Raw genomic sequence first — 14,221 nt, forward strand, 5'->3', positions numbered from 1 at the left:
ATGGCAATTAAAAAGAAAGTTCAAAATCAGGGTGGCGGAGATGACGAGAGTGGTTGGCTAGTATCGTATGCAGATATGATGACTCTAATTGCTTGTTTCTTCATTCTGATGATGGCATTTGCAAATTATGATCCTGTCGGTTTCAACAAAAAGGCCAAGGATCTTTCGACTTCTTTTCAAAAGGGAAAGTTTAAAAGCTCGGAAGTTAAGCTTAATGAGCTTACAGAAGAAATTTCAAAGCACCCTGAATTAGAGAAGAATAGTAAGATTTCCATTGTAGATAATGAACTCATCATATCATTTTCAAGTAGTATTCTTTTCCCTGAAGGAAGTACAGAGCTTAATAAGAGTAGTATGCAATCACTTGATACAATGATTGATATTATCAGAACTAAGAATCCTAATTATCGAATTATGATTGAGGGGCACACTGACTCTGATGAGAGAAGTATTGCTCCGGGCATCGAAGGTCCTTGGCAATTAGGAGCAGTAAGAGCAGCTAAAGTTCTTTCTCGTTTTGAGTACTTTGGTTTCCCTCCTAGCACGCTAGCAGCAACGACAAAGGGTGACTCTGAGCCACTTATAACTCCAGAAGAGTTAGAGAAACTAAAAGAAAAAAATAAGAATAAAATTTTCTTTAGCCCAAACAGAAGAGTTATTATTAAAGTTGTAGAACCTAAAGATCCAAAATCGAAAATCAAATTTGGATTCGGAATATATTTTAATGACAAAAAATAAACTTAGAGACTTTATAAAATTTATCGTTGTATTTGTCGTATTCTTAGGAGTGACAATTCCAACTTACCTATTCCTTAACCCTTCGGTGGCACAAGAGAGAATAGATAAAATGGATTACGACAAATGCATTCAACAAGATAAAATAACAAAGTATCAATCATGTCTTCGACGTGATCTTACACAAATTGTTTCTGTTGCTAGGCCAATAGATATTAATTCGATTGAAAGCTTCATTCACTCTCTCTATGATCGTGACTTAAAAAATAGTTCAACAAATGAAGATCAAAGTATTGCTGCTCTACTCTATTTAGAAAATATGGCGATTTACTTCAATAGTATGAGAGAGATTGAAATTGCACGTAATAATATCACGTTCCTTGACGTGTTCTTTATTGGTAAAGCAAGAGAAGATCTGTCTAAGCGATATAAGAAGTTTATGGGTACGATTGATAATCTGGATTTTAGGGCCCTTCCTGTTGATATTGCTTACCGTAAGGATATGGCCCTGAAGCTATTAGCTAAGTTTGAAAGTAATTAGAACTCCATATTATTTGAGCTCCATTCATCAGACTCAACAGCTCTTTTCTGATTACTAAGTACTTTTGCATTCACTGGCTGATTTCCTTTAAATTGAACAACATGACGTGTAGCACTTGCTGGTGCTCGCGTCTTAGCATTATCAACTTCTGCCATCATCTTACGACCCATTCGTGTAATCGTTTCAGTACTTGCTCTATTGTGCTCATCTAAACGCTTCTGGTATTCATTTTCAATTTGGGCCAGCTTCGTTTTATATTCTAGTGCAGACATTTTTAAATTTTTAAGACTTTCAATTTCTAGATTAGCTTTTGCTAGATCTGTTTTACTTTTTGCAATAATGGCATTCAAGGAATCCACATGAGCGACTTTACTCTTAAGAGTTTCTTTTGAAATCTCTTGAATCTTCTTGTCTGCCATATATTTCATCGAGTCCATTTGCAGATTAGCAACCTTTTGAGTTAATGAAGCATTCGCTTCTTTTAACTTTGCTACTTCTGAAGACTTTTTATATTGCCCAACACCCATAAGAACTGCACAAACAGCAAGGGCCACGTTCGTAAGATTAAAAGAAGAGCTCCCCTTTTTAGCCTTCTTTGACTTACGAGACGTGCCGGCTTTCTTGGCCTTACCGTTGTTAATTACATTTTTGTGAGTTGGTCGAAATTCTTGTAGTGTTTTCATAATCAAATTATAAAAGTGAAATGAGACTTAACGAAGAACTTCATTGGGACATCAATCAAATCAGACACTTAGTGTAGAAAACACTAGTTTTAGGGCGGCTAAATTCTGTGGCAGTTATACCTAATAGCCGATGAATCTTGCTGCAAACTGCTTGGCCAGAGGATATAAAATTAAATGCATGATTGTAATTACGGCCATTGAAGCAATGAGAAGCATATAAGGAAACGAATTAGTTAACTCAATCTCTTCCGCATTCCCGTTTGCATTCTCAGAATGAACTAGGTTGAAGTCGTTTCTCATTGTATTCTCCTTGCATGCGCTTAGGAAGGGGCTTTCACCTTTTGTTCTATTGTATCGCACAAATCCATTAAATAAAACCTAGTTAATCACTGCATCATCTAAGATACTGTAATTACGTTTAAGAATTCAAGAAAGCGGCATTAAATTTCATAAAATTTAACCATTTATGATTTATTTGGTACTGTAGGTAGATTTTATAATTAATTGAACAATTCTAAGGGTTTAGATATGAATGAAATGCAAAAAGAGATTGTAGAGGGACTTAAGCGCTTTCGCCTAGAGAAAATCGAGCCACATATGGAGCACGATGATTTCGAAGGAAAGTTTCGCATGGAAATCTTCAATGAACTTGGAGAGCTAGGTTTTACAGGAATGACTGTTTCTGAAGAATACGGTGGACTTGATCTTCCAGTTCAAGACTATAGTTATGCACTTGAAGAAATTGCAAAGTCATCAGTGGCCTATGCTGTGACAATTTCTGTTTCATCAATGGTTCAATCAATTCTAAATACTTTTGGAGATGAAGAACAAAAACAAAAATACCTTCCAGAACTAACTAGTGGTCAGGCCATTGGAGCTTTTGCTCTTTCAGAGTCTGGAGCAGGTTCAGATGCTGCAGGTCTTAAGACGACAGCAAAGAAAGTTGAAGGTGGATATATTTTAAATGGTTCTAAACTTTGGATCACTTCAGGTGGAATTGCGAAAACATATATTGTAATGGCAAGAACAGGTGGAGAAGGAGCAAAAGGTGTTTCTGCATTTATCGTAGAAGACGGAATGGAAGGATTCTCATACGGTAAAAAAGAAAGAAAAATGGGATGGAATATCTCACCTACTCGTGAACTTCTATTTGAGAACTGTTTTGTTCCTGACGCTAACCTTCTTCAAAAAGAAGGTGAAGGTTTCAAAGTTGCAATGAGTGGGCTTGATAAAGGTCGAATCGCAATTGGATCAATCTCTGTCGGTTGTGCTCAACGTGCACTAGATGAAGCAATTAAATACTCACTAGAAAGACAACAATTTAAACAAGCAATCTTTGACTTCCAAGGACTACAATTCATGATGGCCGATATGGCCTGTGATGTCGAAGCTGCAAGACTACTTGTTCAAGCTGCTGCAAAATCAATTGATGACGGAGCTTCAAATCAAAAGCTTGCTTCAATGGCAAAGATGCGTGCAAGTGATACAGCAATGAAAGTTACGACTGATGCTGTTCAAATTCTTGGTGGAGTTGGTTATACAAAAGAGTATCCAGTCGAGAGATTTATGAGAGATGCAAAAGTTCTTCAAATTGTTGAAGGAACAAACCAAATTCAAAAAGTGGTTATCTCTCGTCTTCTAAAGAAGGAATACGGAGCCTAATGAAAGTTTCAATTAATTCCTTTATTCAACATAAAGACAAGTCAGAGCAAATTCTAGAGGAAATTGAAAACTTTCAATCAAACCCTCGTTTTGAATTTGTTTCAAAATTAAGTGAAGAATATTATCAACAACAGTGTGTTGATATCTTTTCTAAATTTAATTCTCGACGTGACTTTGTCCAAGTAGGAATTGGTGGAAGTGCACTTGGGCCTGAGATGCTAGTAAGCGCACTTAGAAAAGATATGAAACGTCGTTTTCATTTCTTTAATAATATTGATCCAGACGATACAAAGGAACTACTAGATAGTATCGATTTAAAGAACTCTCTAATCTATGTTGTATCAAAGTCTGGTGGTACTGCTGAAACACTTGCTTCTTTTGCAATTCTTGCAAATGAATTAGTACAGTCAGGAGTCGCCGAAGAAGATTTAAAAAATTATTTTGTATTTGCAAGTGACCCAGCTAACTCACAACTAAGAGATCTTGGAGATGAGCTAGGTATTACAACTTTGGCAATCCCATCAAATATTGGTGGGCGTTTTAGTGTTTTAACTCCTGTTGGCTTATTACCTGCTCTCTTTGCTGGAATTGATATTCAAGCTCTTTGCAAAAGCGGTTTCGAATATGGACAGTCACTAAAAGAATCATCAGAACTAAAAGAAGTAACTTCAACATTTCTAAATCATCTTGAACAAGGCTATGACCAAACTGTTATTATGCCTTATTCGAGTAAGATGAGAGACTTTGCATTTTGGTTTGTACAACTATGGGCAGAGAGTCTTGGGAAAAAGAAAGAAGATGGAACAAGAATTGGCATAACTCCAATTCCTTCTTATGGTGCTACTGATCAACATTCACAAATGCAATTATTCATGGAAGGCCCGTTAAATAAAGTAATGATCCTCGTCCATGTTAAAGAGTTCGCAAACAATTTTGAATTAAGAAATTCATTCAATCATCCGAAATTACAAAAACTCGGAAAGTACACACTGAAGAATTTAATCGATTCAGAATTCTACGGAACTCAAAAAGCTTTAACAGAACAAAGAGTTCCACATATTACTTTTGAAATAGAAAAACTAAATGAAGTAAATTTGGCCAAGTTGATTGTATTCTTCGAGTACCTGACAGCTATCACAGGTTATTGCCTAAATATTGATCCGTTTAACCAACCAGGAGTTGAGGCCGGAAAAATATATAGCTTTGAATGGCTTGATAACCTATGAGAAATACACGATTTAGACAGATAGAAATGTTTTCCAATCTTGATTAAAATCGGGGCGCTAGTTAAAATCAACAGGGAAAACAATCTATTATAAAGTACTGAAAGGACGAATATGAGTGATGACGCTACTCTAGTATTGACTGACATTAAAGCTGCCCTAGCATCAGCGAATAAAGAAGCCGAAGATAAGCCTGCGGCCCTTCTTGTTGTTGGTGGTGATTTAAACGGCACTCTTTTTGATTTAAAAGCAGAAGAGATTACTGTTGGCCGAAGTGCAAAATGTGATATTCCATTAGAGTTTAATGGTATCTCAAGAGAGCACTTCAAGTTAGTTTCATCTGCGGATGGATATCAGGTAGTTGATCTTGGTTCTAGAAATGGAACTTTTTTAAATAATAGTAAAGTTGAAGCACCTACTGATCTTCAAAAAGGTGACATCATTAAGATGGGTGCAATGGCACTTAAATACCTTCCAAAAGGTGATCCAGAGAGACTTACTTATGATAAGCTTCAACTAGAAGCAAATACAGATGGACTAACTGGTTGTTACAATAAGTCTTTCTTCAACAAGAAACTTGATCTTGAAGTGAAGAAGTCAAAAGTGACAGGTACTCCACTCTCTCTTATTGTTTTCGATCTAGATCACTTTAAGAAACTTAATGATAACTACGGACACGATGCTGGTGACTACGTACTAAAAGAACTAGCTGAAGTTATCCGTTCAAACGGAATTAGAGAAACTGATATTTTCGCACGTTATGGTGGAGAAGAGTTTGTTGTTCTACTTCCTAAAACAAATATTAAACAATCATACGAAATCGCTGAGCGCCTAAGAAAGGCGGTAGAAACTCACGATTTCATTTACGACGATAATAAGTTACCGGTAACTGCATCGATTGGCGTTTCTGACTACAGACAGGGAGTTAGTAGTGGAACAGACCTATTTAAAAGGGCCGACTCTGCAGTATACAAATCCAAGGAAGGTGGAAGAAACCAGGTTAATTTCTATCGCGACTAGTTCGTATAATGGAAATATCAGAGAATACACAAAATAGAATTAACCTTCTTCCCGAACACTTAATTGATCAAATCAAGGCCGGTGAGGTTGTTGAACGCCCGGCCAATGTTCTTAAAGAATTACTTGAAAATTCAATTGATGCAAACTCGACTAAAATTCGAGTCACGATTATTAATGCAGGTTTAGATCTTATCGCAATTGAAGATAATGGTGATGGAATGTTCTTTGATGAACTTCCCTACGCCTTTTGCCGTCACGCAACTTCAAAGATCAATAACTTCGAAGATATCTACCGCCTAAATACTTTTGGCTTTCGTGGAGAGGCACTTGCCTCAATCTCATCAGTAGCACGAATATCATGTCACTCAGCTCCTCGATCAAATCCTGAAGAAGGTGCAAAGTATGTTATTCACGGAGCTAGAACGGTTGAGCATTCAAAGTATTCGACACATAAGTGTGGAACTTCTACTTACGTCAAAGACCTTTTCTTTAATACTCCAGTTCGATTGAAATTTGTGAAGTCAGGACAGAGTGAGAAGAATGCCCTAAAGCGTGTTATTAACTCGTTCTTAATTAACTACCCTCAAGTTGAGTTCTCAATCACATGGGATGACCAAGACCCTGAAATTTATCGTGCTCAAGAACATACAGTGAATCGAGTTGGGGAAATCTTTAAAAAGAAATCACGCAAGAATATTCCAGAGATTATGCAATCTTATGGTGAATACCTTGGTTCAAGTTGTAAATTCTACGTCTCTAAAGATGCCTCAAAGGGATACAGCGGAAAGCAACAGTTTCTCTTTGTAAACAACCGTCTCTTTACTGACAAAAAGATACATCAGATCATCATTAGAAATATGGAAAAGTTTTGGCCTCAAGGCTTAACTGGCGACTACATCATGCAATTCAGAGTGCCTGAGCATGAAATTGATGTAAACGTTCATCCAAATAAAACAATTATTAAATTTTTAAAGAGCAATGAGATATTCTCTCTAACAAGTGCTACAGCGAAGAAGCTCATTTCAGAAAATCAAGATCATATCAATGAGAACCACTCTCTTGAAATGAATGAAGATGAAGCAAATTTCAACTCTCTATCAAGTGCCCTATTCAACCAAGGTGGAGATAATATTATTGCTAATAACTTTGGCGGTGGTTTAAATCTACAAAGATTTCAAAATGAACTTAATCAAGGTACAGACTTTCATGGCCAAAGCTCTCTTTTTGGAGAAAATACAATTGGCCAGCAAAGTGAGTTAACGATATCGGCACTTGGTGAAAATATTTTTCTCTTTAATCACATCGAGAGAGGTCCATACTTTGTTGATGCTCAAGTATATTTAGATGAAGCTTGTGGGCAAATTGATATCGACAATATGACTCCTCTACTAATTTCAGAGCCAATTTCAAAAGATATGACGGATATGGAAAACCTATCGCAATACATGGCAATGGGAATTGAGATTGAACGTCTTGATGCACACACTTGTGTTCTAAGGTCAGTGTCTCACGTATTCGAAGATCTTCCATACGCAAAAATATCTGCAAATATTATTAACGGTAATGATCTGCTTGAAGATTTAGAGCTTCAAGTAAGTGAAGTAAGAAGACTTCTTTCATTTATTTCTTTCTACGATTTAGTAGAAAAGAAAATTGCAAAAAGAATCTCGCCTAAGAAATTAAAAAAATTACTAAAATGACAAAGAAATTAATTCTTCTATTAGGGCCAACTGCATCGGGCAAAACAGGAATCAGCATTGATCTTGCCAAACGTATTGGTATTGAAAAATGTCACGTTATCAACTTCGATAGTGTTCTCTTTTATAATGAATTAAATATTGGAAGTGCAAAGCCAGACGAAGTTGAAATGGACGGTGTCACTCATCATCTCGTTAGCATCTCCCCTATTACGAAAGAATTAAATGCATCTGACTTTGTCGAATTAGCTATAAATAAAATCAATGAGCTTCATTCAAAAGGAATTGTTCCAATTCTAGTTGGAGGTAGCGCCTTCTATCTTCGAAGCCTTATTCGCGGCATGTATGAATCAGAATCAACCGATGAGGTCATTCAGCAAGAGGCCCGTGATCTTTATGAAAAAGAAGGTATGGCCCCAATTGTGGCTTATCTTAAGGTTCATGATCCTGAATCACTTGAGAATCTTCATGAGAACGATCACTATCGTCGTACTCGTGCTTATGAGTACCATCGCATGACGGGGAAGAAGATTTCTGATCAAAAAAAGCAAGCCGATGATCATGGGGCGTATGATTTCTCAACAAATATTCATGGCTGGGACACGCTTAATATTTGCCTTGAGCTTCCAAAAGAAGAGCATTGGGAAATTATACTGAAGCGAACAAAACAGATGCTAGAACAGGGACTGCTTAAAGAGGTTGAAGATATTATGGCCAATGATGATCACTCGCCAGAGCTTAAGGCCCTAAAAACCATTGGCTATAAAGAAACGATTCAATATCTAAATGGTGAGATTACATCTGAAGAAGAACTTATCGAAAAGATTTATTTTGCAACTCGCAGGCTCGCGAAGTCTCAAAAAACTTTCCTAAAAAAAGTAACACCATTATCTCGTTTTCACCCATTAAGTCAGCGAAATGACATCTATAACCTTGTCGAAGACTTCATTCTTGAATAAAGTAGTTATAACGATTTTATTAGAGGTTAATTTTGAAAAAGATGAAAATAATTATTATTTCTGACGGAACAGGTTCTACTGCAAAGGCAATCAGTCGCGCGGCCATGACACAATTCCCAGAAAGTGAAGTCTTCTATACAGGATTTAAAAATGTTCGTACTAAAGAACAGATTAAATCAATCTTTGATGAAGCAGCAATTCATCACGACCTCGTTATCTACACAATCGTATCAGCAGAGCTTAGAGAATATACAAAAGAGATTTCGATGCAAAAGCACGTACGCTCCCTTGATTTAATGGGGCCAGTACTAACGACTTTCTCTAATTACTTTCACCAAGAACCAAAGAGTGAGCCAGGCCTTCTACACGCCGTGAACTCTGAGTACTTTGATCGAGTTGCTGCAATGGAGTTCACTCTTAACCATGATGATGGAAGAAACGTAGAAACTCTCCATCTTGCAGATGTCATCCTCGTTGGTATTTCACGTACATCTAAGACACCTCTTTCTGTCTACCTATCTCAGCACGGAATTAAGGTTGTTAATATTCCTATTATTAACGGACAAGATCTTCCTAAGGAACTTTTTGAAATTGACCAAAGAAAAATCTTTGCCCTAACGATTGACCCTGAAGCACTTTATTCAATTCGTAAAAACCGTTTAAATAAACTTGGCGCAACTGAGCACACAGGTGATTATGCGGATACGAATAAGGTTATCGAAGAGTTAGAATGGGCCAATGAAATCTTTGGCAAGAACAAGAGATGGCCGGTATTTGACGTTACTGACCGCGCCCTAGAAGAGACGGCCACAGATATCATGAAACTGCTTCAAATGAGAAAAAATAATATTTTCAAGCAGTTAATGAGTGAGTCTGACGACTAAATTCGACGATAATTAGTTAAATTTCAAATTTATAGCAAATTTACTTAATTAAATACCCAATCGTTCCGATTAACTAAATAACATTATCAATTTAGTAACTACGAGGTTCGTTGTGTCTAAGGTCTTATTTTCTGGAAAAATCAAAGTTAAAGGTGCTGGGGCCGACGTTGTATACAAATTCGATACTCAAGAGCCCACTTTTGATGAAGTAATGATGACGAATTTTACTCATCTAAATTTCTCCGAAAATGAGAAGAGACTTCTAACGGCAAAAAACAGAAAAGACATCTTTAAATTTGAAAACTTGAATACAAAAGAACTTGAAAGATATGCTGGCGACCTACTCTCACTTATTAAAAAAGTAAAAAGCGACAGAATTCAAATTGAAACTTGTAATGCGGGAACTTTTATTTGCTTAGCACTCATCTATTCAGGAAAGATTCCATCTCACCTTGATGTTCACTTCAAGCTACATGGCTCACCACTAAGACTTTTTCCAAGAATCTTAGCGAAACACAAAATTCCTAAACACAATATTTCTATATCTCTATGTAACACAGACAGCTGGGTTCAGGAGTTTCGTTCACTTCAAATGAAGCCAAAATATATTGAACTAAGTCACATTGCCCCTCAAGAAGATCTTGATCTCGTTGGCTAATTTGACTTTTTATTAAGCTAATTGACATTTTGCACCACCTCTTCAATCATTTAAGAAGTGAAAAAAATAATCTTTGCCATTCTTCTTACCCTTTCTAGTTTTGCGGAATACCCGTACTTTAATTTTGATTCTTCAAAACTAAAATTAAATGACTATAGCTATCGTCGCTATGTTCGTCCGCAACTGCGCTCACTTAAGAATGACTTCTATTATATCGTTAAGAGAATTACTTACACATCACAGGACTTTATCAACTTAAGAGAAAATACTCTTAAATTAGTACTGCAATTTGATGGAGCTTATGACGAGTGTAAAAAAAATCAAAAGACTTGTTATCAAGAAATAAAAAAAGTCGTTCCACTTATTCAGGCAACTGAGCGAAACATTAAAAAGCTTCGCGAAGACTTCATCTCTCTTCCAACTCAACAATATGGAAATGTTGACGACTATATTAATCTTATCTCTCTACTTGATAATATTGATAACCTGAATCTTCGTGTTCAATCCTATATACAGCTTCTACATCTAACAGAAGGAACAAATTTTTCAACCTATGTTCCTCATATTGAAAGTTATAAGAATTACGTTGGAAAAATGTATAACTACTCAAATGATGCCTTTATCTACATTATACCTAATGAACTAAAGCCATCCTTTGAACAATTCCTTGATAACTTCCTTTCGCCACTTGAATTAAGAATGATGGCAGAGTTAGATAAGCGCTGGTTTATCGATCGTTTGGGTGATCTCAATATGCAATGGAATGTATTTCACATGGATCTAGAAAAAGGTCAGACAGGATTTCCAAGAGAATATGTTCGTAACGTTAAAGTTATGCACGCTCGTTGGAATAGTATTTTAAAATTAATGTTCTACTAACATTGTGCCATTTAAGACATGCGTCCGCTTTCGGCTTCTGCCTCCGCGGACATACCGTCCATCCTGAACATGCGTCCGCTCTCGGCTCCTGCCTCCGCGGACATACCGTCCATCCTGGACATAAAAAAGGGCTCCCGTCGGGAGCCCTTAAAGTATATAAGAAATTTAAATCAAATTAGATTTTAGAACCTCTACTGTACTTCGTCTGAGTTTTCTTTCTTCTCTTCTCAGCCGCTTGTAGCTTTTCTTTATTTCTAATAGAAGGCTTCTTATACTCTTGTCTCTTTCTGTATTCTCTAATAACACCGAAAGCTTCGCAGTATCTCTTGAATTTCTTAAGAGCTCTTTCCGCACTTAATCTTTCATCGATCTCGATTTTGATTGAGTAATCTTTAGACATAACATTCACCTCCTTCTATTTTTTTTTCTCACTACCTTTAACGACAGCTTTATGAGATTTATTCAGAGCTTTAACGCTCTAAATTTTGTCTAGCTTTAATTGGTATGTTAAATTACACGACGGCCCCACAATGTGTCAATGGCCAACTTACTTTAGGTAATATATGCAACAAGGTTTATTCAGCGCAAAAGATTCATCCGTCACACCACTTGCTCATCAAGTAAGACCAAGTAGCAAGCAGGATTATGAGGGCTTTGATGCCCTAGCTAGACGCTTCCCTTTTCTTAAGGGTGAAAATATACCTTCACTTATTGTCTGGGGTCCTCCAGGGAGTGGAAAAACCACGCTGGCCAAGGTACTAGGTAGTGAAATTCACGCAAATTTCTACGAATTTAGCGCAGTTTTATCTGGCGTAGCAGAACTTAAGAAGCTTATCCAAAAGGCACAAGACGAGGCCCGAGACTTTCAAAGAAAATCCATTATATTTATTGATGAGATCCACCGCTTTAATAAGGCCCAACAAGATGCTCTTCTTCCACATGTGGAACAAGGAAGCTTTATTCTTATTGGAGCAACGACTGAGAATCCTCGTCGTTCAGTTAATCGCGCTCTTCTTTCTCGTATGAAGATTATTGAGCTTAAATCATTCACAACCGACAAAATTCGCTCTCTTATAAAGAGAACGATCACAAAATTAGAAAAAGAATTATCTCAAGAATATCTCGATCTAATTTGTGAATACGCAAACGGTGATGCTCGCATTGCTCTTGGAAGTCTAGAAGTCATCTTCTCCCTTCTTGAGCAAGACGATGAAATTGATTTTGAAACTGTTAAAAATATCATCAAAGAAAATTCACGAAACTTTGATGCTGGTGGTGATCGCCACTATGATGTAATCTCTGCCTTCATTAAAAGTATGCGTGGAAGTGATCCCAATGCGGCCATTCTATGGCTAGCTGTTATGCTTGATGGTGGAGAGGACCCAGTCTTTATCGCCAGACGCTTAGTTATCTTTGCAAGTGAAGATGTGGGTAATGCAGACTTAAATGCACTCACTGTTGCTACAAATGCACTTCATGTTGTTCAAAATATTGGTATGCCTGAAGCACGAATTACACTAGCACAGGCCACGACTTACCTAGCTAGTACCGTTAAGAGTAATGCTGCTTACAATGCAATAAACGAAGCCTTAGCATATGTAGAGAATTCGCAAACAATCCAAGTTCCAGAGCATTTAAAGAACTTTCCAGATAAAGATCATAAAGTTGTTTACCAGTATCCACATAGCTTCGAGGGAGCTTTTGTTAAGCAACAATACGCACCTCAAGGAACGCCAAAGTTCTACCAACCAAAAGCGATTGGCGTAGAAAATAATATAAAGAAACGTTTAGAAGAACTTTGGGGAAAGTAGTCTAGTCCCAACGAGAATAAACAACAAACGCATCCGTTTGAAGGTCTTTTGTTACAAAGAAGAATCCCATATTTGATTCAACATAACAGCTCATTGAATAGTCTTGTCCTGGAACAAGTTCGACACAACGGCTTTTTGCACGTCCAGATGGTGTTTTAGAAAAGTTAATTGCGTTATTACTATTACATCCATTTAATTCAAGAGTTGTCCTAATGATAGCAATCGCTTCATCAAGAGGTCTCCCCTCGAAATCAATATCAGCATCTACTTCATCAGTATTAATTTTAAACGCACGACTATCGACATTAAGATCATACGTTAGCTTCTTAATACAATTAAGAGTTGTCTTAGTGTAAGCAAAGACACTTGAAGATATAAGCAATGATGCAATTAAGATGTATTTCATATTAAGTTACCCTAATAATGTTGTTATTTTCTTTGGTGACTTATACAAAACCCGACTAAATAAATCCAGATTTTTCGATAGTATTATTAAACTTTCATTAAGAGCAGCGCGTCTAAATATTGAAATTAGATTACCTGACAGAAATTATTAGAAAAACTTAAGATTCCTATTAGCCATTTTAATAATTATGTCCTATAAAAGCTTCACACACACAAACCACTAAAGGGGATTAGATGAAAATCGCAATCGTTCTATCAACACTACTTTTCGCTCTTACGAGTAATGCTGCAGAATTAAATAACTACTACCCGAAAGAAACTAATGATGTTCTTTCAAGAGGTGGAGCAGAGTTAAAGAGCTACCTATTCGAAGTTCTAAATACAACTCACCAAGAAACAAATTCTCAAGATGTTCTTGGATGTGATTCAAAGAACAAAGGTCGTTGTTACAGCCAAAGAAGCCTAGGTTACAAAGGCGCTAGAAAAGTACTTTTCGGAAAAATCCACTTAAAAGAAGATGATAAAGGTTACTACATTAAAGATGTATATTGCCAAAAGACACTAAGAAGAGTTCAAACTCGTTCTATGGGTCCAGGACAAATCCCTAGCCCAAACGTTCTTAACTGCGAGCACACTTGGCCACAATCAAAATTTACTGGTCGTTTTGACAAAGGTCTTCAAAAATCAGACCTACACCACCTATACCCAACTGATTCAAAAGCTAACTCTGTAAGAGGTAACTATGAATTTGATAATGTAGATGGTTTCCCAGTTGATTATGAAGATTGTACAGCTTCACAAACTCAAGGTAACGGTGCTTTCGAACCACCAGCTGAGCACAAAGGAAATGTTGCAAGAGCACTTTTCTACTTCTCAGTAAGATATGATATTTCAATCTCAAACCACCAAGAGCAAGTTCTTAGAGAGTGGGATAAGCTTGATCCAGTTGACGCTGAAGAAAGAGAAAGAAACGAAATTATCTATTCTGTACAAAACAATAGAAATCCATTTATCGACATCGCTAACCTAGCTGATAAAATCGATAATTTCTAAATATTTGACTA

At 36.7% G+C, this 14,221-nt stretch carries 16 protein-coding genes; 12 read left to right on the top strand and 4 right to left on the bottom strand.

Annotated features, from left to right (window positions below):
• Together ABMA70_RS06480 and ABMA70_RS06485 are read left to right on the top strand one after the other, a co-directional pair.
• Positions 1 to 738, top strand: coding sequence for a flagellar motor protein MotB (locus ABMA70_RS06480; RefSeq protein ID WP_392990889.1), 738 nt, complete (start codon positions 1 to 3; stop codon positions 736 to 738).
• Entirely contained in the window at positions 725 to 1,276 is a 552-nt protein-coding gene (locus ABMA70_RS06485) for a hypothetical protein (RefSeq protein ID WP_392990887.1), read from the top strand. The genes ABMA70_RS06480 and ABMA70_RS06485 overlap by 14 nt, the downstream gene beginning before the upstream one ends.
• Here the strand turns inward: ABMA70_RS06485 and ABMA70_RS06490 are convergent.
• Entirely contained in the window at positions 1,273 to 1,959 is a 687-nt protein-coding gene (locus ABMA70_RS06490; RefSeq protein WP_146037734.1) for a hypothetical protein, read from the bottom strand. The two genes, ABMA70_RS06485 and ABMA70_RS06490, sit on opposite strands and share 4 nt — an antisense overlap.
• Positions 1,960 to 2,079: 120 nt before the next feature.
• Positions 2,080 to 2,259 (bottom strand): hypothetical protein, encoded by a 180-nt coding sequence (locus ABMA70_RS06495; RefSeq protein ID WP_103216340.1) that lies wholly within the window; start codon positions 2,257 to 2,259, stop codon positions 2,080 to 2,082.
• Between the two features lie 228 nt (positions 2,260 to 2,487).
• Here ABMA70_RS06495 and ABMA70_RS06500 point away from each other — a divergent pair, with 228 nt between their 5' ends.
• The 8 genes from ABMA70_RS06500 to ABMA70_RS06535 all read left to right on the top strand — a co-directional run bounded on the left by ABMA70_RS06500 (position 2,488) and on the right by ABMA70_RS06535 (position 10,941).
• A complete protein-coding gene (locus ABMA70_RS06500) occupies positions 2,488 to 3,621 on the top strand; it encodes an acyl-CoA dehydrogenase family protein (protein WP_392990885.1) in 1,134 nt (377 codons plus the stop codon).
• The gene (locus tag ABMA70_RS06505; protein WP_392990882.1) at positions 3,621 to 4,847 is read left to right on the top strand and encodes a hypothetical protein; all 1,227 of its coding nucleotides are present in this window, start codon (positions 3,621 to 3,623) and stop codon (positions 4,845 to 4,847) included. The genes ABMA70_RS06500 and ABMA70_RS06505 overlap by 1 nt, the downstream gene beginning before the upstream one ends.
• Positions 4,848 to 4,958: 111 nt before the next feature.
• Entirely contained in the window at positions 4,959 to 5,864 is a 906-nt protein-coding gene (locus ABMA70_RS06510; RefSeq protein ID WP_103216337.1) for a GGDEF domain-containing protein, read from the top strand.
• Positions 5,865 to 5,872: 8 nt separating this feature from the next.
• Positions 5,873 to 7,564: a DNA mismatch repair endonuclease MutL gene (gene mutL / locus ABMA70_RS06515; protein ID WP_392990880.1), complete on the top strand. Its 1,692-nt coding sequence runs from the start codon at positions 5,873 to 5,875 to the stop codon at positions 7,562 to 7,564.
• Positions 7,561 to 8,520 (top strand): tRNA (adenosine(37)-N6)-dimethylallyltransferase MiaA, encoded by a 960-nt coding sequence (gene miaA / locus ABMA70_RS06520; RefSeq protein WP_392990878.1) that lies wholly within the window; start codon positions 7,561 to 7,563, stop codon positions 8,518 to 8,520. Before mutL ends, miaA begins: the two co-directional genes overlap by 4 nt.
• 41 nt (positions 8,521 to 8,561) lie before the next feature.
• A complete protein-coding gene (locus tag ABMA70_RS06525; RefSeq protein ID WP_146037733.1) occupies positions 8,562 to 9,404 on the top strand; it encodes a pyruvate, water dikinase regulatory protein in 843 nt (280 codons plus the stop codon).
• 112 nt (positions 9,405 to 9,516) lie between these two features.
• On the top strand, positions 9,517 to 10,062 hold the full coding sequence (locus ABMA70_RS06530) for a hypothetical protein (RefSeq protein ID WP_103216333.1): 546 nt from the start codon (positions 9,517 to 9,519) through the stop codon (positions 10,060 to 10,062).
• Positions 10,063 to 10,119: 57 nt separating this feature from the next.
• Positions 10,120 to 10,941 carry a hypothetical protein gene (locus tag ABMA70_RS06535; protein WP_103216332.1) on the top strand — a complete coding sequence of 274 codons (822 nt, stop codon included), beginning with the start codon at positions 10,120 to 10,122 and terminating at the stop codon, positions 10,939 to 10,941.
• Between the two features lie 175 nt (positions 10,942 to 11,116).
• Here the strand turns inward: ABMA70_RS06535 and rpsU are convergent, their stop codons facing one another.
• Positions 11,117 to 11,341: a 30S ribosomal protein S21 gene (gene rpsU, locus ABMA70_RS06540; RefSeq protein WP_021266202.1), complete on the bottom strand. Its 225-nt coding sequence runs from the start codon at positions 11,339 to 11,341 to the stop codon at positions 11,117 to 11,119.
• Between the two features lie 163 nt (positions 11,342 to 11,504).
• Between rpsU and ABMA70_RS06545 the strand changes: the two genes are divergently transcribed.
• Positions 11,505 to 12,752, top strand: coding sequence for a replication-associated recombination protein A (locus ABMA70_RS06545; protein WP_392990875.1), 1,248 nt, complete (start codon positions 11,505 to 11,507; stop codon positions 12,750 to 12,752).
• 1 nt (position 12,753) lies between these two features.
• Here ABMA70_RS06545 and ABMA70_RS06550 read toward each other — a convergent pair whose 3' ends face one another.
• Positions 12,754 to 13,158, bottom strand: coding sequence for a hypothetical protein (locus ABMA70_RS06550; protein ID WP_103216330.1), 405 nt, complete (start codon positions 13,156 to 13,158; stop codon positions 12,754 to 12,756).
• A 233-nt stretch (positions 13,159 to 13,391) separates the two neighbouring features.
• On the opposite strand from ABMA70_RS06550, the gene ABMA70_RS06555 reads away from it, so the two are divergent.
• A complete protein-coding gene (locus ABMA70_RS06555) occupies positions 13,392 to 14,210 on the top strand; it encodes an endonuclease I family protein (protein ID WP_103216329.1) in 819 nt (272 codons plus the stop codon).
• Positions 14,211 to 14,221 lie beyond the last annotated feature (11 nt).

The sequence above is a fragment of the Halobacteriovorax sp. XZX-3 genome (genome assembly GCF_043196495.1).
In the GTDB taxonomy this organism is placed as follows: domain Bacteria; phylum Bdellovibrionota; class Bacteriovoracia; order Bacteriovoracales; family Bacteriovoracaceae; genus Halobacteriovorax_A.